This is a genomic window from Coriobacteriia bacterium, from assembly GCA_013334745.1.
Lineage (GTDB): Bacteria > Actinomycetota > Coriobacteriia > Anaerosomatales > JAAXUF01 > JAAXWY01.
Genome location: JAAXWY010000041.1, coordinates 1 through 21,065, shown reverse-complemented (window position 1 = coordinate 21,065; position 21,065 = coordinate 1). Strand labels below are relative to the sequence as shown.

At 65.2% G+C, this 21,065-nt stretch carries 23 protein-coding genes; 1 reads left to right on the top strand and 22 read right to left on the bottom strand.

Annotation, left to right across the window (positions count from 1 at the left end):
- The 9 genes from HGB10_09735 to HGB10_09695 all read right to left on the bottom strand — a co-directional run.
- A partial coding sequence (locus HGB10_09735) for a bifunctional 5,10-methylene-tetrahydrofolate dehydrogenase/5,10-methylene-tetrahydrofolate cyclohydrolase (GenBank protein NTU72083.1) occupies window positions 1-684 on the bottom strand: 684 nt, incomplete at its 3' end.
- Between the two features lie 8 nt (window positions 685-692).
- The gene (locus HGB10_09730; GenBank protein NTU72082.1) at window positions 693-1,478 is read right to left on the bottom strand and encodes an AAA family ATPase; all 786 of its coding nucleotides are present in this window, start codon (window positions 1,476-1,478) and stop codon (window positions 693-695) included.
- A gap of 2 nt (window positions 1,479-1,480) precedes the next feature.
- Complete coding sequence (locus tag HGB10_09725) at window positions 1,481-3,424, bottom strand: DUF4445 domain-containing protein (protein ID NTU72081.1); 1,944 nt, start codon at window positions 3,422-3,424, stop codon at window positions 1,481-1,483.
- A gap of 27 nt (window positions 3,425-3,451) precedes the next feature.
- Window positions 3,452-5,146, bottom strand: coding sequence for a formate--tetrahydrofolate ligase (locus tag HGB10_09720; protein ID NTU72080.1), 1,695 nt, complete (start codon window positions 5,144-5,146; stop codon window positions 3,452-3,454).
- Between the two features lie 315 nt (window positions 5,147-5,461).
- Window positions 5,462-5,836, bottom strand: coding sequence for a GIY-YIG nuclease family protein (locus HGB10_09715; GenBank protein ID NTU72079.1), 375 nt, complete (start codon window positions 5,834-5,836; stop codon window positions 5,462-5,464).
- 26 nt (window positions 5,837-5,862) lie between these two features.
- The gene (locus tag HGB10_09710; protein NTU72078.1) at window positions 5,863-6,390 is read right to left on the bottom strand and encodes a transcriptional regulator; all 528 of its coding nucleotides are present in this window, start codon (window positions 6,388-6,390) and stop codon (window positions 5,863-5,865) included.
- 29 nt (window positions 6,391-6,419) lie between these two features.
- Complete coding sequence (locus HGB10_09705; GenBank protein NTU72077.1) at window positions 6,420-6,884, bottom strand: FKBP-type peptidyl-prolyl cis-trans isomerase; 465 nt, start codon at window positions 6,882-6,884, stop codon at window positions 6,420-6,422.
- Between the two features lie 169 nt (window positions 6,885-7,053).
- Window positions 7,054-7,464: a hypothetical protein gene (locus HGB10_09700; GenBank protein NTU72076.1), complete on the bottom strand. Its 411-nt coding sequence runs from the start codon at window positions 7,462-7,464 to the stop codon at window positions 7,054-7,056.
- Window positions 7,461-8,312 carry a class I SAM-dependent methyltransferase gene (locus HGB10_09695; protein NTU72075.1) on the bottom strand — a complete coding sequence of 284 codons (852 nt, stop codon included), beginning with the start codon at window positions 8,310-8,312 and terminating at the stop codon, window positions 7,461-7,463. Before HGB10_09695 ends, HGB10_09700 begins: the two co-directional genes overlap by 4 nt.
- Before the next feature lie 62 nt (window positions 8,313-8,374).
- Between HGB10_09695 and HGB10_09690 the strand changes: the two genes are divergently transcribed.
- The gene (locus HGB10_09690) at window positions 8,375-9,853 is read left to right on the top strand and encodes a YncE family protein (protein NTU72074.1); all 1,479 of its coding nucleotides are present in this window, start codon (window positions 8,375-8,377) and stop codon (window positions 9,851-9,853) included.
- Here the strand turns inward: HGB10_09690 and HGB10_09685 are convergent.
- The 13 genes from HGB10_09685 to HGB10_09625 form a co-directional block, all read right to left on the bottom strand.
- Window positions 9,850-10,395 (bottom strand): dihydrofolate reductase, encoded by a 546-nt coding sequence (locus tag HGB10_09685; protein ID NTU72073.1) that lies wholly within the window; start codon window positions 10,393-10,395, stop codon window positions 9,850-9,852. The two genes, HGB10_09690 and HGB10_09685, sit on opposite strands and share 4 nt — an antisense overlap.
- Window positions 10,396-10,405: 10 nt before the next feature.
- Window positions 10,406-10,792: a hypothetical protein gene (locus tag HGB10_09680; protein ID NTU72072.1), complete on the bottom strand. Its 387-nt coding sequence runs from the start codon at window positions 10,790-10,792 to the stop codon at window positions 10,406-10,408.
- Complete coding sequence (locus tag HGB10_09675) at window positions 10,785-11,339, bottom strand: DUF1697 domain-containing protein (GenBank protein ID NTU72071.1); 555 nt, start codon at window positions 11,337-11,339, stop codon at window positions 10,785-10,787. The genes HGB10_09680 and HGB10_09675 overlap by 8 nt, the downstream gene beginning before the upstream one ends.
- Before the next feature lie 19 nt (window positions 11,340-11,358).
- Complete coding sequence (locus HGB10_09670; protein NTU72070.1) at window positions 11,359-11,562, bottom strand: hypothetical protein; 204 nt, start codon at window positions 11,560-11,562, stop codon at window positions 11,359-11,361.
- 14 nt (window positions 11,563-11,576) lie between these two features.
- Window positions 11,577-12,845 (bottom strand): Fic family protein, encoded by a 1,269-nt coding sequence (locus HGB10_09665; protein NTU72069.1) that lies wholly within the window; start codon window positions 12,843-12,845, stop codon window positions 11,577-11,579.
- Between the two features lie 295 nt (window positions 12,846-13,140).
- A complete protein-coding gene (locus HGB10_09660; GenBank protein ID NTU72068.1) occupies window positions 13,141-13,533 on the bottom strand; it encodes a hypothetical protein in 393 nt (130 codons plus the stop codon).
- A gap of 59 nt (window positions 13,534-13,592) precedes the next feature.
- Entirely contained in the window at window positions 13,593-14,093 is a 501-nt protein-coding gene (locus tag HGB10_09655) for a 3-isopropylmalate dehydratase small subunit (GenBank protein NTU72067.1), read from the bottom strand.
- A gap of 24 nt (window positions 14,094-14,117) precedes the next feature.
- Window positions 14,118-15,389 carry a 3-isopropylmalate dehydratase large subunit gene (locus HGB10_09650; GenBank protein NTU72066.1) on the bottom strand — a complete coding sequence of 424 codons (1,272 nt, stop codon included), beginning with the start codon at window positions 15,387-15,389 and terminating at the stop codon, window positions 14,118-14,120.
- A 4-nt stretch (window positions 15,390-15,393) separates the two neighbouring features.
- The gene (gene nifV / locus HGB10_09645) at window positions 15,394-16,563 is read right to left on the bottom strand and encodes a homocitrate synthase (GenBank protein ID NTU72065.1); all 1,170 of its coding nucleotides are present in this window, start codon (window positions 16,561-16,563) and stop codon (window positions 15,394-15,396) included.
- 164 nt (window positions 16,564-16,727) lie between these two features.
- The gene (locus HGB10_09640; GenBank protein ID NTU72064.1) at window positions 16,728-17,741 is read right to left on the bottom strand and encodes a hypothetical protein; all 1,014 of its coding nucleotides are present in this window, start codon (window positions 17,739-17,741) and stop codon (window positions 16,728-16,730) included.
- Window positions 17,742-17,786: 45 nt separating this feature from the next.
- Complete coding sequence (locus tag HGB10_09635) at window positions 17,787-19,016, bottom strand: cation:proton antiporter (protein NTU72063.1); 1,230 nt, start codon at window positions 19,014-19,016, stop codon at window positions 17,787-17,789.
- Complete coding sequence (locus HGB10_09630) at window positions 19,016-19,888, bottom strand: YihY/virulence factor BrkB family protein (GenBank protein ID NTU72062.1); 873 nt, start codon at window positions 19,886-19,888, stop codon at window positions 19,016-19,018. Before HGB10_09630 ends, HGB10_09635 begins: the two co-directional genes overlap by 1 nt.
- A gap of 7 nt (window positions 19,889-19,895) precedes the next feature.
- Complete coding sequence (locus tag HGB10_09625) at window positions 19,896-20,882, bottom strand: DUF45 domain-containing protein (GenBank protein NTU72061.1); 987 nt, start codon at window positions 20,880-20,882, stop codon at window positions 19,896-19,898.
- Window positions 20,883-21,065 lie beyond the last annotated feature (183 nt).

Here is a 21,065-nt window from a genome sequence, read left to right as displayed (position 1 = left end):
ATCGATGACGACCGCACCCGGCTTGAGCCAGTCGCCCTTGACCATCTCGGGCCGACCCACTGCGACGATGACGACGTCACCGCGTCCGACTTCACCGGGCAGATCGGCGGTGCGCGAGTGGCAGAACGTCACGGTCGCGTGCTGGTTGAGTGCGAGCAGTCCCGCCGGCTTGCCGACGTTGTTGCTGCGGCCCACGACGACCACGTTCTTGCCCTTGAGGTCGATGCCGCTCTCCTCGAGCAACACCATGCACCCGGCCGGCGTGCACGACACGAAGGTGTCCTTGCCCACCACGAGGCGCCCGATGCTCTCCGGGTGAAAGCCGTCGACGTCCTTCTCCAGCGCGATCGTCTCGATGACCTCGTCCTCGTCGAGACCCGCCGGCAGCGGGAACTGCACGAGGATGCCGTGGATGTCGGCGCGCTCGTTCAAGCTGCGCACCACGCCGAGCAGCTCGGCCTGCGAGGTGGTGTCGGGCAGCTCGATCTTCTCGGAGAAGATGCCGGTCTCCTCGCACGCACGCACCTTGTTGCGCACGTAGACCTCGGAGGCCGGGTCGTTGCCCACGATGACGACCGCGAGCCCGGGCGTGACGCCCTGCGCCTTGAACTCGGCGACACGCACGGCTACCGCCGCGCGGCGCTTCGCCGAGATCGCCTTACCGTCGATGATGCGTGCAGTCACTCGTCCTCCTAGAGTCGGGATGTCGCAGTGGCGTCGAGCGCGGGGATTGCCTGCGCGAGCAGGTCACGCACCGCCGCAAGAGCCACGGAATCGTCAGATAGGTCGTACACGCCGCCTCCGATGAGGTCGGCCTTCGTCACGCCCTCGTCGCCGGGAACGACGCCGAGAAGCGGGACGCCGGTCGCCTCGGCGGCGGCGATGAGCGCGGGATCGAGCGGTTCGGTCCCGCGGTTGACGATGAGGTAGCGTGCACCGACGGCGATCTTGAGCTCGTCGGCGAGCTGGTTGAGCGTGCCGGCGGTACGGATGCCACGCACGCTCGGATCCGAGACTATGAGCAGCAGGTTCACGTCGCGGGTCGTGCGACGTGAGAGGTGCTCGAGGCCGGCCTCGTTGTCCATGACCACGTACTCGTAGCTGCGCTGCAGGTCGTCGATGCACCCGCGCACGAGGTTGTTCGCATAGCAGTAGCAGCCCGAGCCTTCGGGGCGGCCCATCGACAGGAGGTCGTACTCCTTCTCCTCGACCACGTAGCGCTGGATGTTGAGCTCGAGCCAGGCGTCCTTGCTCATGCCGCCCGGGTTGGCGTCCGGGTGCTCGAGCATCTGCTCGGTGATCTCGCCCACCGAGCGCTCGACTTCGGTGCCGAGCGCCTCGTGCAGACACGCGTTGGGATCGGCATCGACAGCGAGCACCGAACGGGCGCCCATCTCGCGCAGCGCGCGCACCATGAGCGCGGCCGTCGTGGTCTTGCCGGTGCCGCCCTTGCCAGCGAGTGCGATCGTGAAGGCCATCGCTACACCACCGCCTTCTCGGAAAGCCGAGCCGCGCGGATCTCTTCGGTGCGCGGGAACAGCGTCAGGTTGGTATGCGGGAGGAACAGCGCCGAGGTGTAGTTGTCCATGAACCCGGCGTTGACCGAGAGCTCGAGGTAGGTGACCGTCTCGGCGGTGCGCTTGGTAGTGCGCAGGACCTCGCGCGAGCCGGCGACGAGCTTGGCACCCAGCAGCGATCCATTACCAAGGAACACGAAGCGCTCCGGGGCGATCTCGGGCACCATACCCAGCGCGACCACGCGCTCGAGGTCGAGGTAGTGGCCGAAGCCGCCTGCAATCACGACCTCCTCGATGTCGTCCATGCTCAGGTCGAGACTCTCGACCAGCACTGCGATGCCCGAGTAGATCGCGGCCTTCGCACGCATGAGGTTCTCGACGTCGACCTCGGTGAGCACGATGCGCTTGCCCGTCGCGCTCTCCTCGGCGCTCGCGAGCACGTACTCCAGCCCGCGCTCGCCTTCGACGAGGTAGGGCGAACTGTGGTCGGTGCGGAACTTGCCGTCACGGCCGAGAGCGCCGCACATGAACAGCTCGGCGGCCGTGTCGATCAGGCCGCTGCCGCAGATGCCGAGCGGCTTGACGCCGCCGATGGTCATGATGGTCGGCTCGAGCGTCTCGTCGTCGATGCGCACTTGCTCGATGGCGCCGTTGGCCGCGCGCATGCCGTGCAGGATGCCGCCGCCTTCAAACGCCGGACCCGCCGAGCACGAGCACGACACCAGCCACTCGTTGTTGCCGAGCACGATCTCGCCGTTGGTGCCAACGTCGATGAACAGCGTGAGCTTCTCGGTCCACGGCACACCCGCGGCCACGAGGCCTGCGACGATGTCGCCGCCGAGCCAACTCGCGGGACACGGCACCACGTACATCCGGGTCGCACGCGCGGCCGGCAGCCCGAAGTCGGCGGCGCGCATCCACGGGAACGTTGACGCGGCCGGAACGTAGGGCGAGGTGCGGATGAACTCGGGCGAGATGCCGAGCAGCAGGTGCGACATCACCGTGTTGCCAGCGACGTAGTAGGCGACGATGTCGTCTGCCGAGACCCCCGAGGTCGAGAGCGCCTGCTCGACGAGCCCCTTGATGGTCCCGATGACGAGTGCCTCGAGGTCCTCGAGGCCGCCGGGCTTGGTCGACGCGATCACGCGGCTGATGACGTCCTCGCCGCGAGACACCTGCGCGTTGTACTCACTCGCTGAAGCGACCACGTCGCCGGTGTTGAGGTCGACGAGCGCGATCTCGACCGTCGTGGTGCCGACGTCTACGGCCACGGCATAGTGCCTCGCGCTCGTGTCGCCGGCCTGGAAGCCGGTCACGACCGGTGCCGAGTCGCACGGTTCGCTCGCGAACGCGGTCACGACCCACTCGCCCTCGCGCACGGCGTATGGAAGCTCGCGCAGCGCGGGCAGCGTGATCGATGCGGTCTCGACGCCGTGGGTACGCTTGAGCGCTTGGCGCACGCGCGTGGCGTCGTTGACGTTGTCCTGCACGGTGGGCTCGTTCATGCGCAGCACGCGCTTGGCGACGGGCGGGGGCGATCCGTGCTTGGGCAAGCGAATGGCGTGCTCTTCGGGTGTGAGTACCGCGTTCGGGCGGCGCGTCGATGTTCCACGCGCGGGAGCCTGACCGGGACGCGCCTCTATCGGGACGCGCACGGTCACATCGCCGGTGACGGTGCTGACGCACGACAGCACGTATCCTGCTGCGACCTCTTCGCGGGTGAGCTTGGCACTGCCCTTCGTGTCGACCGAGCCCGACTCGACGACCATCTTGCACTTGCCGCAGGTCCCGTCGCCGCCGCAGCTCGCACTCACTCGGACATCGGCGAGCATCGCGGCACGCAGCAGGTTCTCGCCCTGCCCGACCACGACAGTCGTCCCTTCCGGTGTGAATGTCACCTGCGGCATCTGTACGGACCCTTCCTTCGCGGTCGCCTAGAACAGGCCGACCACGTTGCCCTTCTCGTCGAGGTCGATGGAGTCTCCTGCCGGAACCTTGGGCAGACCCGGCATCGTGCGCATGTCACCGCACAGCGGGTAGAGGAACCCAGCACCAACTGTGGCGCGGATGTCGCGAATCGGCAGGCGCCAGCCGGTGGGCCGGCCCTTAAGCGCCGGGTCGTGGGAGAGCGAGAGATGCGTCTTGGCCATGCAGATGGGCAGCTTGTCGTAGCCCTGCTCGGTGTAGAGCTTGATCTTGGCCTCGGCGGCGGGCAGATAGTCCACGCCGTCGGCGCCGTAGATCTCGGTTGCGATCGTCTCGATCTTCTCCTTGATGCTGGCGTCGTCCGGATAGAGCAGCTTGAACTCCTTGGGCAGCTCGCACGCTTTCACGCACGCCTCGGCGAGTGCGGCTCCCCCGGCACCGCCATCGGCATGCACCTTGTGGGTGACCGCGAAGTCCGCACCGGCAGCGAGCGAACGCTCGATGACGAACGCGTGCTCGTTGTCGGTGTCTGTGGGGAAGTGGTTGACCGCAACGACTACCGGCACGCCAAACTTCTTCATGTTCTCGATGTGCTTCTCGAGGTTGCAGATGCCCTCGGCGATCGACTCGATGTCTTCTGTCTTGAGGCGCTCGTCGAGCGGCTTGCCGGGACGGACCTCGAACTTGCCCGACGAAGCCTTGAGCGCTCGGATCGTCGCGACGATGACCACGCAGTCGGGCACGAGGCCCGAGATGCGGCACTTGATGTTCATGAACTTCTCGGCGCCCATGTCGGCACCGAAACCGGACTCAGTGACCACGTAGTCGGCGATCTTGAGCGCGATCTTGTCGGCGATGATCGAGTTGTTGCCCTGCGCGATGTTGGCGAACGGTCCGGCGTGGACGAGCACCGCGCCACCCTCGAGGTTCTGCATGAGGTTGGGCTTGATGGCGTCCTTCATGAGCACGGCCATCGCGCCTGCGCACTTGAGGTCTTCTGCGGTGACGGGAGCACCCGCCTTCGTCTGGCCGATGACGATGCGGCCGAGGCGAGCGCGCAGGTCCTTCAGGTCACTCGCGAGCGCCAGGATCGCCATGACTTCGCTGGCCACCGAGATGTCGAAGCCGGTCTCGCGCGGCACGCCGTCGAGCTTGTTGCCCAGGCCGACGATGGTGTTGCGTAGCGCGCGGTCGTTCAGGTCCACCACGCGACGCCAGGTGATCGAGTACGGGTCGATGTCGAGCGCGTTGCCGTGGTAGAGGTGGTTATCGATGTAGGCGGCGAGCAGGTTGTTCGCCATCGTGACCGCGTGCACGTCACCGGTGAGGTGCAGATTGAAGTCCTCCATCGGAACGACCTGCGAGTAGCCGCCGCCGGCCGCGCCACCCTTTATGCCGAAGACCGGACCGAGGGAAGGCTGGCGGATGCAGGTGATCACGTTCTTGCCGATGTGGTGCAGCGCCTGACCCAGGCCGACGGTCGTCACGGTCTTGCCCTCGCCAAGCGGCGTGGGGTTGATCGCGGTCACGTCGATGTAGCGGCCCTGCGGGCGGTCACCCAGACGTTCGAGTACCGAGAGGCTGATCTTCGCCTTGTAGTTGCCGTACAGCTCGAGCTCCTCGGGAAGGATCCCGACTTCGGCGGCGATCTCGGTGATGGGGCGAGTCTCGTGCGCCTGCGCGATCTCAAGATCAGACTTCATGCTGCTACTCCGTTCGAGAATCGAATGGTGCCGGCAACTGCGAAAGCCCCTGCTAGCGTTGTTGCGACGCCCCGGGACTTCTGGAGCCAACCTTACACGGACTGACTATGCGATTCTTCCCCCGTTCGCTTGGCGGCGTATAGCGCCCCGCGTGCGGACTGGCCTGCCCCGCGGGGCGGCAGGCGGTGCCGTCTTTCAGCGCTAACGCCGCTCGGGGGCGTATGCAGCCCTCTCACGGCGTGACGCGCGCCACTCACGTCGCCCACTCGCGCCTATGCGTGCCAAAGCGCCCCTCGGCCACGCTCCACGCACGAGCTAGGCGTCTTCATCCCCCTCGGCTACGGGCGCATTTCCGGCCCCCGCCTCCGCTGCAAGCCGTTCACGCCACATATCGAGGAGTTCCCGCAGGTCATCGCGGGGGTTGTAGGCAAGGTCATCGGGCAGCTCGAGGGTGTCGAGCACTTCGAACTCGTAGCCCTCCGAGCCGATCCGGTTGAACTCGGCCTGCAGCGTCTTGTCGGGATGAGAGCCCATCTCAAGTTGAAAGCGCTGCCGGTTCGCCATCGAGGGCAGGTCGACGCTCGACGAGAGGTATGCGTAGCCACCCGGCGCGAGCCGCACCCGGAATATCCCCACCGGTCGGCGCTCTTCGCGATATGCCCTCGATGCCGCTTTACGATCGGTCGCCATCGACCGTCCCCCTCGTCCGTGCGGTGCTACTGCGGTTCGATCTCGATATCCACATTCGCGTGGCTGCCCGCTTCGTCAAGGGCGCCCATCCACTCCGACTCGGAGAGTCCGGGCGGTACGCGAACCAATGCGTCGAGGTCGAACAGCGCGATACCGCTGACGGGAGCGCTTGAGGTTCCGGTCTCCATCGACTCGATGCTGATCCCCTGCCGAGACAGTCCAGCAGCTATCTCGTGCACGATTCCCTCGTGATCGGCGCCGTGAACCTCGACTCGATACGCCGCCCACCCTTCGAGATCGCTCGCCTTGGACGCGTCGGTCACAGAGGTCGTGACCTTGTAGCCTTCGGCCGTCAGGTGTGCGACTGCCGCATCGAGCTGCGCGACCTTCTCGGCGGGCAGCGAGACGCCCACGAGCACAGCGAACTCGCCGCCAAGCCGGACCATACGGCTCGTCTCGACGTTGCCTCCCAGCCCAAGCAGCACTCCTGTGATCTCCTCGACTATGCCGACCCTGTCCGGACCGGTGAGCGTGAGAACCATCGTGGTGCGCATGAATTCGTCCTTTCGGAGTGGCGCTCGGCCTACGAGCCGTTGATGGAGAGCAGCTCGACCTCGAACTTCAGGGTTGCGTTGGGCGGAATGACTCCCGGATACCCACCGGGTCCGTAACCCATGTCTGACGGGACGATAAGCTCGCGCTTTCCGCCCGCCTGCATACCGAGCAGCCCCTCGTCCCACCCCGCGATGACCTTGCCATCGCCCACGACGAACGCGAACGGCACACCGGAATCGACAGATGAGTCGAACTTGGTGCCGTCGGTCAGCCAACCGGTGTAGTGAACGCTGACCTCGTCACCCTTCTTGACCTTGTCGCCCGTGCCCTTGGACACGTCGGTGATCTTGAGCTCGGTGACTTCGGCCGTGGTCTCGCCGGTGGTCGCCTCGGCCTCACCGGGGGCGGTCGTGCTTGCGGCTACCGACGGCTTGGACGCGCTGGGCGCAGGGGTTGCCGGATCGGTCTTGGGTGCGGCTGAACAGCCGACCAAGGCCGTGAGTGATAGCACGATGGCGAGAGCCGAGAGGACGTGCTTCGCAGACTTCGTGCAAGAGATGTTTGGTGCCACGGTGACCTCCTGGAATCATTCGCGAACCAACGCCGCGCAAACGATGCGGACTCACCGCTCACTCTACCATCGGCCGAAGGGACTCGGACCGCTACTGGTCGACGAGCGCCTCCACTGCGATGAACTCACAACTCGCCGCTAGCACCCACCCGTCCAACCCGAACGACGGCGAGATGCGAAACGCCCGGGCACCCGACTCGACGATGCGCGATCGCAAGGCCTCATCGGAGGTGTTCCATACCCCGGGCCAACCGTGCTTGCGGCCCGCCTCGAACAGACCTGCCTGCTCGCCGAGTAGTTCCTCGACCGCCCACTCCTCTACATCGAGGAGGATGTTTGCTTCGAGATTGTCTCCCGCGAGGTGATACGCGAGGATGCCCTCGAACACCACGTCTGTGGACTCGACGGTCGCGGCTTCCTCGTAGACCGTGTGAAGCACGATCCGGCGCGCTCGGCCATCGACTTCGAAGCCGATGACGCGGTTGTCGTGGACCGATCTCATCGGCGAGACGCTCCCTTCGGACGAGCCACCGCCAGGCAGCTTCCGCCAAACGGCACACTCCGGCCAGCTCGAATGGCGGGCAGCTCGGCTGCGAGCATCCGCTCGGCGGCACGCGCCGCCACACCTCCGCCGACCGCATGGTCGCGTGCGGTGGTGCCCTGTGAGGGGGAGCCACGCAGCCCCAGCGCGGTGGGAATCGTGCGACTGACCAGGATCGGGACGGGCAGCGCCCAGAAGAAGTAGGACCGGTACTCGACTTCGAAGCCCGATGACTCGAGCACGGCATTCAGTGAGCGCGCGGTGTAGCGGCGGTAATGGCCGATGAACGCGTCCTCGGCGGACCACAGGCCCGGATACGAGGGGACGGCAACGTAGAGCCGACCATCGTCGCGCATCTTCTCGCGCACGCGACTCAGCAACCCTGCGTCATCCTCGAGATGCTCAAGCACGTCGAAGAGGCCGACCGCCGGCAGCGAACCATCGGCCAAACCGGCCTCGGCCAGCGTGGCGCAGATGACGTTTTCGACGCCGCGCGCCCGCGCGTTGCGTGCTCCCTCGGCCATCGGCTCAACGAGCACGACCTCGCGACCGGCCGCCTGCAGCGCTGCGGCTGCGTGCCCGTTACCGCCGCCGACATCGAACAGCACTCCGGGCGGCTCGAACCGACCGATCACGGCGGCAACTACCTTGTTGCGATGCCGGAACCAGAACGAGTCATCCTCGACGGTGAAGTAGATGTCGTGCCCGTCATCGGGATATGAGACGTCCGCAGACGCGCCCTTGGTGACCCAGTAGCCGTCCGGATGCTTGGCGAGTGATGTCGTGAACTCCGAGATGACGTCCCCCATGCCTTCCCCCGAGCTCCCCTGCGCCGCGCAGCACTGCGCGCCTGACTCTCCCACCATAGAGCATGCAGGCGGACGCCCACCACACCGCAAGCGCGCCCGTGTGCCATCAGCCCGCCGATGCGATACCGTTGCGCAAAGAGTCGCCACTGCCCGAGATTGGCCGCGAGATGGTCACAGAACCCGAGAGCCAGAAACCGAGGCGTCCCCCGAGGAGCCGTACCGACGCGCGCGCCGCAGCGCGGCGTGAGCGCGAGCGCCGATACGCACGCACTCGGCTCTTCGTGGCGGCGATCGCAGCGGTTCTGGTACTGGCAGCCGGCGGTCTCTTGGTGCGGGGTCTCGTGGCGGGACGTTCCGATCGGACACCCCCCTCGGTGACCACCACGCAACTCGCCACGACGGCGCCCGCCGAGCCCACTACTACCGCACCGGCGTCGGTGACACCGACAGCTTCGGTCGAGGCATCATGGACGGCTTCGAAGAGCGGCCAGTTGGTCAAGAAGGTGAAGCGCTTCACCACTGTGCCTGCGCCCAAGGGGCTCGCGATCACACCGGATAACCGCGAGGTCTGGGTCACGGCGCTCGTCACGAAGCCCTCCATCGGCATCTACGACCCCAAGACCGGCGCCAAGAAGGGGCAGGTCAATCTCGGCAAGAACGGCGCCGTCGAGGTCATCTTCAACCGGGCGGGCACCCGGGCCTACGCGAGTCAGATGCAGAGCCATCGCGTCTACGAGATCGACGTGAAGGCCCGCCGTCTGCTGCGAACGTTCAACACGAAGTCCTCGTGGACCAAAGTCATCCTGCTCTCCCCCGACGAGAAGAAGCTGTACGCCGCGAACTGGAGTGGCGACGACGTCTCGGTCATCAGCTTGAAGTCGGGCAAGGTGCTGCGTCGCATCAAGACCGCCGACACCCCTCGCGGCCTGTACGCCACCGCTGATGGCAAGAAGCTCTACATCGCATGCTTCGGTGAACAGACGCTCAAAGGCGTCATCCAGGTCTGTAACCTCAAGACAGGCAAGGTCAAGAAGATCGGCAGCGGTCGAGCCATGCGTCACATGGTCGCCGACGAGGAGAACCAGCGGCTGTTCACAAGCGACCTCGGCGACCACTGCATCTGGGTGACTGACCTCAAGACCGACAAAACGAAGTTCTTCGCCAAGACCGACCACATGCCCAACACCATCGACATCTCTCCCGACGGGCGCGTTCTGTTCGTGTCGAATCGCGGCGCCAACAACCCCACGTCCTACAACCTGAGAGGTCCCGAGTGGGGATCGATCCTGCTGCTCGACACGCGCACCGGCAAGCCGCTTGATGCGATCGTCGGAGGCAACCAGTGCACCGCACTCGACGTCTCGAACGACGGAACCCTGCTCGCGTTCTCAGACTTCCTCGACGGCAAGATCCGCGTCTACAAGGTGCCTCCGACCGAGGTTCTGCTTGAAGGCGATGGCGGTGCCTACACGGCTCACCTGCGCAAGGTTCGCAAGGACGGCACGAAGCTGCGGGTGGTGTCGAAGGCGGCCGGAGGCTAGTCCTTCGCCGAGCCCCGATCCCGTCGGTAGTGGTGCTTCGTGAACCCGGCGCCGAGCTCCTCGCTGCCCGTGTGCGCGAACCAGAGTGGCCGCGCGAGTTCGCCAAAGAGCGCCACGCCACCGCCGAGGAGCACCGGAACCCAGGTGATCGTCATCTCGTCGATGAGGTCTTGCGCCAGAAAGCCCTGAATGGTTCGACCCCCGTCGATGTAGAGCCGATCGAATCCGCGTGCACGAAGCAGCTCGACAACGCGTGCGGGCGTCCCGCTGAGAATCTCTGCCCTGCCGAAAAGCTCCGCTGGCACCGATCCAAGCGTCGAAGACAGGACGAACACGGGCTTGTCGTATGGCCAGTCCGAGAAGGTCGCGACCGTCTCAAACGTGACCCGCCCCATCACAACCGCGTCGACGCCCGACATGAACTCGGCAAAGCCGTAGTCGCTGCCGTCAGGATTGGGTATCTGGGTGAGCCAGTCGATACCGCCCTCGGCGTCAGCGATGAACCCGTCGATGCTTGTCGCGATGTAGACCAAATTTGGCACGTGACCGGCCCTACGCGCCCGAGCCGTGCTTGAAACGGAACACCGACCACGTTTCGTCGACGCCGAGCAGCCCCACGGGGCGCATCGCGTACCTCTCGGCGATCGCCCACACGTCGTCACGGCTCATGTCGAGACCGGCCGCCCTCGAGCCCTTTCGATAGTAGACCCACAGAACCGACCCCGACGGCAGCGCCTCGACGGCGGGAGGCATCAGGGCATCGAGCTCGGCCCGGTTGTTCACGAAGAGCATCACGATGGCTGCCTCGGCCTCGGCAACAATCGGGCATCCGTCAGGCAGCCCGAGCGAGTCGACGACCTTCACTACCGGGTTGAGAACCGCGATACGGGTACCGGGCTTGATGCGCGCCTTCTCGGCGACCGTCTTGGATTCAGGCATCTGAGGGCTCCAGCGACTGCATGATGACGTGGACCTTGCGCACAGTGTTGCAGTTCCGGACCGTCATGTGCGAGTACAGCTCTGTGCCGATCAACTTGAGCATCCCGCTGCGGGTGACGTTGGGGCGGTCCACCCGCCACAGCACCGCGCCGTCGGCATACTTCACGTCGTCGATCACGGGCTTGATGATGAGTCGATCCAGAATGCCGGGGTCGTCGACTTCGTCATCGAGAAACATGACGTCGCACTTCATGGTCGAATCATTGACCCAGGTCGCAGGCAGTTCATGAACGAGCGAGCAGATGGTCTGCGCATCTCGGACGATCACCTTCACCGGGAAGCCGAACTCCTCGAGGATCGCGGCCTCCAAGGTTGCCACGAGCGGGGCCGGGGGCGTGGATCCGCTGCGAAACACCACGTTGCCCGAGTTGATGTAGGTCCTCACATCGGTCAGGCCGAGTGCCTCGCACACGGTCTTGAGGCGCTTCATCTCGACCTTGCGATTGCCTCCGACGTTGACGCCTCGAAGCAGCGCGACGTGAATCACCCTCAAGCCTCCTCCGAGATCAGCCAGCAGGCGGCTGCGTGTAGCCCATCGCAGTGAGAACCTGCCCGGCTTGCTCGTTGTCCAGGAAGTGCCGGGCCACAGGCCCACCCTCTGTGGTCTCAACCGCCCACAATCCATCGCTGTACAGGTAGACTCGCACCACCTGCTCGACGTTGAGATAGACCCACCGGTTCCGATCGTTTACGAGCACTACGTTCGCCATGAGGTCCTCCTCGGCTACTTCTTCTTCCAGGGCACAGGCCGCGCCGGCGCCGCCGTGTGCGTATCCCCTGCCGGACTTGCGAGCCGACGCTCGAGCTGGGTGAACGCCGCGATGACTTCGGGCGACTCGAACGCGCGGTTGCGCTTCCCGATCGAAACCTGGCGCAGCACCTTGGCTTTCACCAGCTCATCGATGGCGGCGTTGGCGGCCGTGAAGCTCCTGCCGAGAATACGCGCGGCCTCGTTGACGGTGAGGATGACCGTGCGCGGAAGTGCATCGATGAGTAGGTCGACCGATGAGCCGCGGCGCACGGGAGCGAGCCGCTGACGCCACTCCTCCTGCAGAGCGCCCACCCGGTCCTCGAACTGCATGGCATCTTGAACCGAACGGGTGCACGCGCGTGCGAAGAACGAGACCCACTCGTCGACTCCCTGGACCGCCTCGGGATGATCGTTGGGCAGCTCGGAGTGGAACCGGTCGAGCGACTTGATGTACTCGTCCTTCATCGTCGCGAGAACCAGCGACACCGGCGGACACCACGACGGCGCGAGACCGCGGCGCCTGAGCATGACGTGGGTGATCGCACGACCTGTTCTGCCGTTGCCATCCACGAACGGGTGAATCGTCTCGAACTGGGCGTGAGCGATTGCCGCCTGAGCAACCGCCGGCAGCGACGTGTCATTGCAAAACGCGGCGAGATCGGTCAGCAGCGCCGGGACCTCCTCGGGCGGCGGAGGCACGAATGCCGCGTCCCCGGGGTGGTAGGCGTTACCGCCGATCCAGCTCTGGCCGATACGGACCTTGCCGCCGTGGTCCTTGAGGTCGGAGGATTGCAGCACCCGCTCGTGGATGCGCAGGATCGTGTCGAGCGTGACGGTCGACTCGAGATCGGCAAGCTCCATGGCAAGGTTCATCGCGTCGATATTCGCGAGCACCTCGTCGGCGAGCGAGTCCGGTGCCTCCCCGGTTTCCAGGTCACGCGCGGCCTCTGCGTGGAGGAGCTTGTGCGCGCCAACCACCAGTCCCTCAATCCGAGACGAAGCCTGGGCCTCCGCCCGAAGTAATAGCCGCGCGAGCCCGTCCGTCCGGTCGAGCACCACGGCGTTGCTTGCCAGCCCACGAATCGCCGCTTCGGCCTCGGCGATGTCCGCCGTACAGCCGCCGGTGAAGGTGAACGTGCGTCCCATCAACGGATCGGGGACGAAGGCCTGGTAGTCGAAACTACGCTCCTTCGGCTTCCCGATAAGGCCCTGTTCCCTGGTGACCCACTGCCTGTCGATCATCCTTGGCACAGGTGTTCACCTCGCATTTCGTGGTCAGGCTAACCGGTCCATTGAAGTTTATACCTATAACCTTGAATAACGGTACGGCCCGATGAAGGTTGAGCGGCCAGTGGTCATTTCGCAACCGTGAACGGTTTTCGTGCCGTTCGCCGACACAGGTGGGGGCACCTGAGACGTCCATTGAAGGTTATGCTGCTAACCTTGAATAGCGGCAGGGCGGGATGAAGGTTGCGCCGCGAGTGGTCAGTTCGCCACCGTGAACGGTTTTCGCGCCGTTCACCGGTGCCCCTCCTGCTCAGAAGCCGAGCACTTTCCGCTCGGCAGCGAGCCACTCCCTCGCTTCCTCCATCGTGGTGAAGAGGCGCACGACGATTCCTCGGTTCGTAGTGACCGTGACGAAGAACTCGAAGTCACCGCGCTCATCAGGATCGGGTGTGACCACGAGCGCCTCGCGCATTCGGAAGTCGGCACCGATCCGATCCAGGGTCTCCCCCAGCTCGTAGACGTCGATCACCGAACCGCTGGATGGCAACTTCGTGCAGTCTCCGAGGAAGAGCCACGAGCCCTTCTCGGAGGCGATACGGAAGTTGTCTGCTACGACCTGCTCGAGCTCGGCCAACGACGTGGGCGGCTCGTAGTCGGTGAAGACCACGGCCTCGTCCTCGAGATATGTGATCGTGTACGGCACGACTGCCCCCCCGTCCTGACGGGACTACAAAGGGGTTGTACCCTCACACGCCGCCGAAGCTACAGGTTGAAGCCGCCATGCTTCTTGAAGTGCTCGACGAGCCCGCCATCAGCAAGCAACTGAGCCATGACCGGCGGCAGGGGCGGAAAGTCGATCTCGGTGCCCTTGGTCAGGTTGAGAAGCACGCCGTTCTCCAGATCGACGGACAGCTCGTCACCGTCGTCGATGAGGTCGGTGTCGCACTCGATGACCGGCAGCCCGGTGTTGATCGCGTTGCGGTAGAAGATGCGCGCGAACGTCTTGGCGATGACCGCCTTGGTGTTGGAGTGGATCAGCACCAGCGGCGCCTGCTCGCGGCTCGAGCCCATGCCGAAGTTGGTGCCCGCCACGAGAAAGCCGCCTTCCGGCTTGACCTTCTCGTAGTAGTGGGGGTCGAGTTCCTCCATGGCGTGGTGCGCCATGGCCTCCATGTCAGCGGACTTGAACTTGTACTTGCCGCTGATGATGTAGTCGGTGTTGATGTCGTCGCCGTACTTGAAGGCCTTGGCCTTGAGTTCCATCGATGTCTCCTCGCGGTTTCGCGCCTAGCCGGCGAAGTACTTCCTGGGGTCGGTGATCTTACCTTCGATGACCGAGGCGGCCACGGTGGCCGGGCTGCCCAGGTAGATGAAGCTGTTGGAGTTGCCCATGCGGCCCTTGAAGTTGCGGTTGGCCGTCGAGATGACGTTCTCGCCGTCGCTCGGCACGCCGTTGTGGGTGCCGACACACGGGCCGCAGCCTGGGGTGACCAGCGCGGCGCCGGCCTCGACCAGCGTCTGGATGTAGCCGGCCTCGATGGCGTCGAGCAGGATCTGGCGCGACGCAGGCGCGACGATGAAGCGCACGTCCGGGTGGACGCGACGGCCCTTGAGGATGCTCGCGGCGATCGCGAAGTCCTCGAGACGGCCGTTTGTGCAGGTGCCGAGCACGCCTTCGGCGATCGGGGTGCCCTCGAGCTCCTCGATCGGCGAGACGTTGTCGACTGCATGCGGCTTGGCGATCTGCGGCCCGATGGCGCTCGTGTCGAACTCAAGCGTGCGAGCGTACACCGCGTCGGCGTCGGCGTTCTGAGCGGTCGGCGTCTTCTCGCCGCGACCCTCGAACCACGCGAGCGTCTTGTCGTCGGCATCCATAAGGCCCGCCTTGGCGCCGACCTCGATGGCCATGTTGCTGATGGTCATGCGGGCCTCGACCGACAGCGCATCGATGACCGGGCCGTGGAACTCGATGGCCTCGTAGGTCGCACCATCGGCGCCGATCTGACCGGCGAGATAGAGGATGAGGTCCTTCGAGAACACGCCGGGCTTGAGCTCGCCGTTGTAGTCGACGCGCAGGGTATCGGGCACCTTGAACCACAGCTTGCCCGAAGCCATCGCAGCGGCGCCGTCGGTGGAGCCGACGCCGGTCGAGAACACGTTGATCGCGCCGTAGGTGCACGTGTGCGAGTCGCACCCGACCATGAGGTCGCCTGCGACAACGTGGCCCTTCTCGGGGATGAGCTGGTGACACACGCCCTCGCCCACGTCGTAGACGGTCGCGCCGGTCTGCTTGCCGAACTCGCGCATCATCGTGTGCAACGCGCTGACGCCCTCGATGGGCGACGGCGAGCTGTGGTCCATGACGACCGCGACCTTCTTGGGGTCGAAGACCTCGGTGACGCCCATGCGCTCGAGCGCCCTGATGGCCAGCGGCGAGGTGCCGTCCTGGCCCATCACGAAGTCCACATCGGCGATGACGATGTCACCGGCGTGTGCGTCGGTTCCTGAGTGTGCCGAGAAGATCTTCTCGGCGATGGTCTTTCCGGGCAGTGGAATCAGCCTCCTAGTCGGCGACTACGCGTGTGGCCTTGTCGGCCTGGTACTTCGAATAGATTTCAACGAGCTCCTTGTCGAACAGCGGGCGGTGCAGCTCCACCGTCTGGCGACGAATCGTCGGCAGTATCGCTGCGGCGTCCTCCCGAGAGATCTCAATGCCGTACTCACCGAACTTCATCTCGACCGTTCGTGAGCCCGAGTGCTTGCCCACGACGATCTGACGCTCGAGACCGACCTCCTCGGGAGTGAAGATCTCGTAGGTCTTGGGGTTCTTGATGACGCCGTCGGCGTGGATGCCGCTTTCGTGCGCGAACATATTACTACCCACGACCGGCTTCCACGCCGGAATGGTACGCCCTGCGGCAAGCATCGTGTAGTCGACGATCTCGCGGAAGCGCTCCGTCTCGATGCCGATGTTGAGCCCCTCGATGTACTTGAGAGCCATCACTACCTGCTCGAGTGCGGCGTTGCCCGCACGCTCCCCGAGGCCGCCGAGCGTGACATTGACCCAGGTCGCTCCGGCGTGAATGCCCGCGATCGCGTTCGCCGTCGCCATCCCGAAGTCGTTGTGCGTGTGCATCTCGACCTCGAGCCCCGTGTGCTCCACGAGCTCCTTGACGACCTGATACGTGGTCAGCGGCTCCATGATTCCGATGGTGTCGCAGAAGCGAAGTCGATCGGCACCTTCGGCCTTGGCAGCGGCCGCGTACTCGAGCAAGAACGGCAGTTCCGTGCGGCTCGCGTCCTCGGCGTTCACCGAGACGTAGACGCCGTGGCTCTTCGCGAACGCGGTGGCCTCGCGAATCGAGTTCAGGACCCAGGCGCGATCCTTCATGAGCTTCGTCTGGATGTGGATGTCGCTCGTCGCCAACGAGATGGCGACCGCATCCACGCCGCAGTCGATCGATGACTGGATGTCAGAGATGCTCGCCCTGTTCCAGCCGAGAACGGATGCCTTGAGGCCGAGGTGCGCGATCTCCTCGACGACCTCGCGCTCGTCCCCACCCATGACCGGGATGCCGGCTTCGATCTGGTGGACGCCGATCTCATCGAGGTAGCGGGCTATCTGAACCTTCTCGGCGTTCGTGAACACGACGCCTGCGGTCTGCTCGCCGTCTCTCAGAGTCGTGTCATCGAGTTTGATCTGGCGCTCGCCGAGATGGCTCTCGACCGGCATCTCCCATATCTTCGTGTGCTCGGTCACCCGTGCTATCCCCTCGCGAAGCGGTGTGAGCCACAAGACAGGCGTCACCACCCGGACATTCCGATGTTTCGGGGTACGACGAAACCGGCAGGTACCCCAAGCGTGAGCGGATAGTGTAGCAGCGAGGTGGGACCGCGTCACTTGACGGGCTGCTCGACCCCCAGGAGCGGGTAGAGCTGCGAGTAGATGGCATCGATGCTCGCCTCGTTGAGTCCCTCGGGGTCGACGAGGTCGTGTGCATAGCCATCCTGAGCAGGGAACTCGAACGCCGTCGACGTAGCCGCTATCGACTGCAGTTGGTTCTCGAAGACCCTCTTGGCGGCGCGTGCGTCGATCGACATGTCGGCAGCGTTGGTGATCAGTACCGCTCGTTCCAGGGGACGCTGCCGCGGGGCGGCTTGCGCGAGCCCGTACCCGACGTCGAAGAACGACCCGATGGACTTGATCGAGTACCGGGGGTACGCATCTGCCGGCAGGTGCTTCTCCCTGAGTAGTGGATCCCACCACTGATAGAAGTCGGGCAGCACACGACTCCACGCAACGATCGGCTTGACGAGAAAGCCCGGAAGTATCTTGATGCCGAACAGTGGCGACATCACCACGACGCCGGTCACCTCATTGCGTTGACGGGCCGACCAGGCCGCAAGCGTACCGCCGCCCGAGAGCCCCACGACCTCGACCCGGTCTCCAAGGCCCGCTCCGATGTCGATCGCCTCATCAGCAGCCGCCGCCAGCCGCTCGGTCGTGATCTTGGAGAGATCGCTGGTCATCAGGTTGCCCTCCCCATGCTCGGGGAGTCGCGGGATCAAGACGTTGTAGCCGGCATCGGCGTAGACCTTCCCGATCCGTTCGAACTGTTCGGGATTGTTGGTGAAGCCGTGGAAGATGACCACCGCCGTGGTCACCTTGCTCCCCTGGCCTATGAAAATGGTCGGTCGGATGATGCCATCGCCATCGCGCGCCTTCAGTGCATCGACCCGCGCAAGCGCAGCTTCGTAGGTCGCCGTTGGCTGAGGGTTCGAGCCGGGAGCGTTGACCCTCAGGCCCAACACGAGCAGCGCCGTAAGGGCTGCGACGATCACCAGCAGGACGCCTGCAACCCACCCAGCGATAGCAAGTACGCGGCGTACCTTCTCGGTTGGCTTCTTCATCGGACACCCTTCGCGTACTCGCTCTTGAACCTGCGACCCATCATCCTACATGCGCTCCTCGACGCGTTGCGCATGCGACTCTTCGGAATCCACGTCATGCGACACCGCGCCGCCCGATGACAGCACTCGTTGAGCTGCGACCGGAAAGACGAGTGCGGAGATCAGGCCCGCGATGACCAGCGCTGCGCCGTTGACCGGACGCACAATCCCGATTTCGCCTCCCACCGTAACCGCCACGACGATGAATGAGAGGTTGGTCGCCTGGAGAAGTCCGGCGCCCGCGGTCTCGCGCCATGACAGGTGACGGCGGTACACCATCGCCGGAAGCCCGCGTACCGCGAGCAGCATGAGGAGGAAGAACGCGACCCGCAGCAGCTCGGTCGGATCGGCCGCTTTACTCAGATCGAGTCGCAGTCCGCTCGACACGAAGAACACCGGAACGAAGAAGCCGAACCCGATCGCCTCCAGCTTGTGTCGTAGCCGCTCTTCGAACTGGTCGCCCTTGATGACGATCCCAAACACGATGCCCGCGAGGAACGTCCCGAGAATCGCCTCGAACCCGAATGTGGTCGCAAGGACCGCGGAGGCGAGCAGTACGAGCAGGGCGAGCCGCACGCGAATCTGGGCAGATGAGTTGTCGAGCCGATCGAGGATTGGTCTGGCCGGCTGCCACCGGGTCGCATACCGCAGCAACCACAGCAGCCCGACGGCAAGTACTGCGACGACGAGCAGCAGTCCCGTCTCGACAATCGAAGACGCGTTCTCCCGCGCGAAGAACACGCCCAGCAGTGCGATGGTGCCGAACTCGGCCACGGCTCCACCACCCAAGACGAACTTCCCAACCGATGAGTCCAGCTCACCGGTATCGCGGAGCACGGGAATGACGATTCCGACCGAGGTCGCCGATAACGCGATTGCCACCAGCAGAGGCGAGAGGACAAAACCTGTGCGGCCCACCACGGTCAGCACGGCGAGCGCGATCGCAAAGGACAGGAAGAACGATGCCGCCCCGAGCTTCATGGGAGCGCCCTTGAGCACATCGAGGTCGAGTTCGAGTCCGGCGAGGAAGAGCAGAAACGCCACACCGACAGCACTGAACACGTTGATCGTCACGTCGGGGTGGATCCAATCCAAGACCATAGGTCCGAGGATGATGCCGGCCACAATCTCGATCGCAATCGAGGGCACACGCAACTTGGGGAAGAAGCCGATGACGAGCGGCACTGCAAACGCAACGCCGCTGACAGCCAGCAGATTGAACAGCTCGACTTCCACTACCCATCCCCCTGCGTTTGTCGCGGTTCGACCCGTGCCGCCTCGGCCCGCAGCACGAGCAGCCGCGTGAGCTCTGCCCCCCACAACGTTACCAGCGCCGAGTAGTAGATCCACACGATCAGCACCACGAAGAACTGGAACGTCCCAAACACGCTGAACTGCTTGGTCGCACTCAGATAGTAGGACAGCCAGAGTTCACCGACCATGAACAGAACCGCGGTCACCAGCGCGCCCGGAAGCGCATCGCGCCACTTGATACGACGGTCAGGAACGACCGTGAACGCAACCGCGAACAGCAGCGCGGCGATCACGAAAGCGAAGACGCCGCGAGCGATGAGCACGAGCGCGACGCCGGAGATCGCGACGCCCATGCCCTGCGCGTAGGACAGTGCCGCCGAGCCGAACACCAGGATGAGCCCGCCGAGAACGATGGCCACCACCAGCGCCAACGCCGCCACGACCAGTAAGGCGAGCGACAATCCGTGGTGATGCAGGAAGGCGCGGATCGGGGTGCGATGCGGCGGCGTCTTCCAGATGACCTGCAGCGCACCCACGAACTGGCCAAAGACGCTCACCGATCCAACCAGCACTATCAGCGCTGTGACGTACGGCGCATACGAGCCCGCCCACGCCGTGACCTGCGCGTATGCGGTGGCCGCCACCGCGCTGGCGTCCGCCACGTTGGAGCCCGCGCTGCCAAGCGCAATCTTGCCCCCGGCCAGGCCGAGAATCGCGTTGAGTGCGAGCAGCAGCGGCGCGAGTGCGAGCAGCAGGTAGTACGACATAGCCGCTGAGATTCGAGGTATTCCGTCCTCGTCGAAGCGAGCGAACGTCTCGAGGATCACGCCCCATATGTCGCGCAGCAGCTCCATACGCTGACTATAGCTCTGCCCACGGCGGGAGGAAGCGCCCGGCGTCCTTGAGCTGCCTGCGATGCTCCTCTGCACATGGGTCGAGCGTCGCCAACGTCGCGTGGAACTTCGGCGAGTGGTTCATCACGAGCGTGTGCGCGAGTTCGTGCAGCATGAGCGCGCCCACGAGATGCGGCGGCATGAACACCAGCGCTCGGTTGAGCGAGATCGTCCGCTTCGCCGAGCACGACCCCCACCGCGAGCGGACGTGGCGGACGCGGGCGCTCTCGTAGCCGAGGCCGACTTCGGCCGCCACGTCGGCGAGCAGCGGCAGCAGTCGCTCGCGCGCCACGCGGTCCAGCCAGCGCGAGAGCGCCGCCAGGCACGCCTCGCCGTCGTCGATGTCCCCGACCACCACGAGCATCCCGCCGGCGAGACGGGCCTGGCACCCCGATGCGCTGCTCACGCGGTACTCGACGGGCCATGCCTCGCCGAACGCTCGGAGTTCCACGATGTCTGGCAGCAGCGCATCGGGGCCCGCGTTGTACGGCCGCAGGGGCTCGTTGTCGAACTCGCCCGGATCGTGCGGCGGCAGCGCGAAAGCGCTCCGGTCAAGAACCAGGTCGCCGCCAATTTCGCTCAGTCCACGGCCGCGCAGTTGGCGCAGCAGCAGCCAGAACTGTTCGAGACCCAGCTTGGGATCGCCACTGCCGCGCAGGTAAAGGTTGCCGTCGAGCCGACCGCTGGCCGGGCTGGTGTCGGCGAGCGCCTCACTGCGCCAGGTATGCGCCGGCCCGAGCAGTTCAAGGCCAGCGTAAGTGGTCAGCAGCTTCATCACCGAGGCCGGGTTCATCGCCTGGCGGGCGTTATGGCTGAGCAGCGCCGGTCCGCCATCAACCGCCTGCAGGAAGAGAGCGACCGAGCGCTCCGGGATGCCCGCCTCCCGGAGCGCCTGGCTGACGGCGGGCGGCAGCCCTGCCGCGCGGGCCAATGGCGCGCCGCCGAGAACGAGCACGATCAGCACCCTACGGGCGATGCGCCTGAGGTTGCCAGCTGGCGCAGGAGCCCGGGAACAGCCCGCCGGTCGGGCTGGCTGCGCGTCAGGCGACGTCTTGGCCGCCGAATCGGGGCTCACACGCTGGCAGCCAAGGCATGCGCTGCCCGCCAGTTTGCGCTGGCCGTCGTTCAGCCATGTTCC

What these genes read in the sequence shown, in the direction of transcription:
- HGB10_09730 (NTU72082.1), bottom strand. Translation starts at nt 1,478, where the DNA reads ATGGCCTTCACGATCGCACTCGCTGGCAAGGGCGGCACCGGCAAGACC.
- HGB10_09725 (NTU72081.1), bottom strand. Translation starts at nt 3,424, where the DNA reads ATGCCGCAGGTGACATTCACACCGGAAGGGACGACTGTCGTGGTCGGG.
- HGB10_09720 (NTU72080.1), bottom strand. Translation starts at nt 5,146, where the DNA reads ATGAAGTCTGATCTTGAGATCGCGCAGGCGCACGAGACTCGCCCCATC.
- HGB10_09715 (NTU72079.1), bottom strand. Translation starts at nt 5,836, where the DNA reads ATGGCGACCGATCGTAAAGCGGCATCGAGGGCATATCGCGAAGAGCGC.
- HGB10_09710 (NTU72078.1), bottom strand. Translation starts at nt 6,390, where the DNA reads ATGCGCACCACGATGGTTCTCACGCTCACCGGTCCGGACAGGGTCGGC.
- HGB10_09700 (NTU72076.1), bottom strand. Translation starts at nt 7,464, where the DNA reads ATGAGATCGGTCCACGACAACCGCGTCATCGGCTTCGAAGTCGATGGC.
- HGB10_09695 (NTU72075.1), bottom strand. Translation starts at nt 8,312, where the DNA reads ATGGGGGACGTCATCTCGGAGTTCACGACATCACTCGCCAAGCATCCG.
- HGB10_09690 (NTU72074.1), top strand. Translation starts at nt 8,375, where the DNA reads ATGCAGGCGGACGCCCACCACACCGCAAGCGCGCCCGTGTGCCATCAG.
- HGB10_09680 (NTU72072.1), bottom strand. Translation starts at nt 10,792, where the DNA reads ATGCCTGAATCCAAGACGGTCGCCGAGAAGGCGCGCATCAAGCCCGGT.
- HGB10_09670 (NTU72070.1), bottom strand. Translation starts at nt 11,562, where the DNA reads ATGGCGAACGTAGTGCTCGTAAACGATCGGAACCGGTGGGTCTATCTC.
- HGB10_09665 (NTU72069.1), bottom strand. Translation starts at nt 12,845, where the DNA reads ATGATCGACAGGCAGTGGGTCACCAGGGAACAGGGCCTTATCGGGAAG.
- HGB10_09655 (NTU72067.1), bottom strand. Translation starts at nt 14,093, where the DNA reads ATGGAACTCAAGGCCAAGGCCTTCAAGTACGGCGACGACATCAACACC.
- nifV (NTU72065.1), bottom strand. Translation starts at nt 16,563, where the DNA reads ATGCCGGTCGAGAGCCATCTCGGCGAGCGCCAGATCAAACTCGATGAC.
- HGB10_09640 (NTU72064.1), bottom strand. Translation starts at nt 17,741, where the DNA reads ATGAAGAAGCCAACCGAGAAGGTACGCCGCGTACTTGCTATCGCTGGG.
- HGB10_09630 (NTU72062.1), bottom strand. Translation starts at nt 19,888, where the DNA reads ATGGAGCTGCTGCGCGACATATGGGGCGTGATCCTCGAGACGTTCGCT.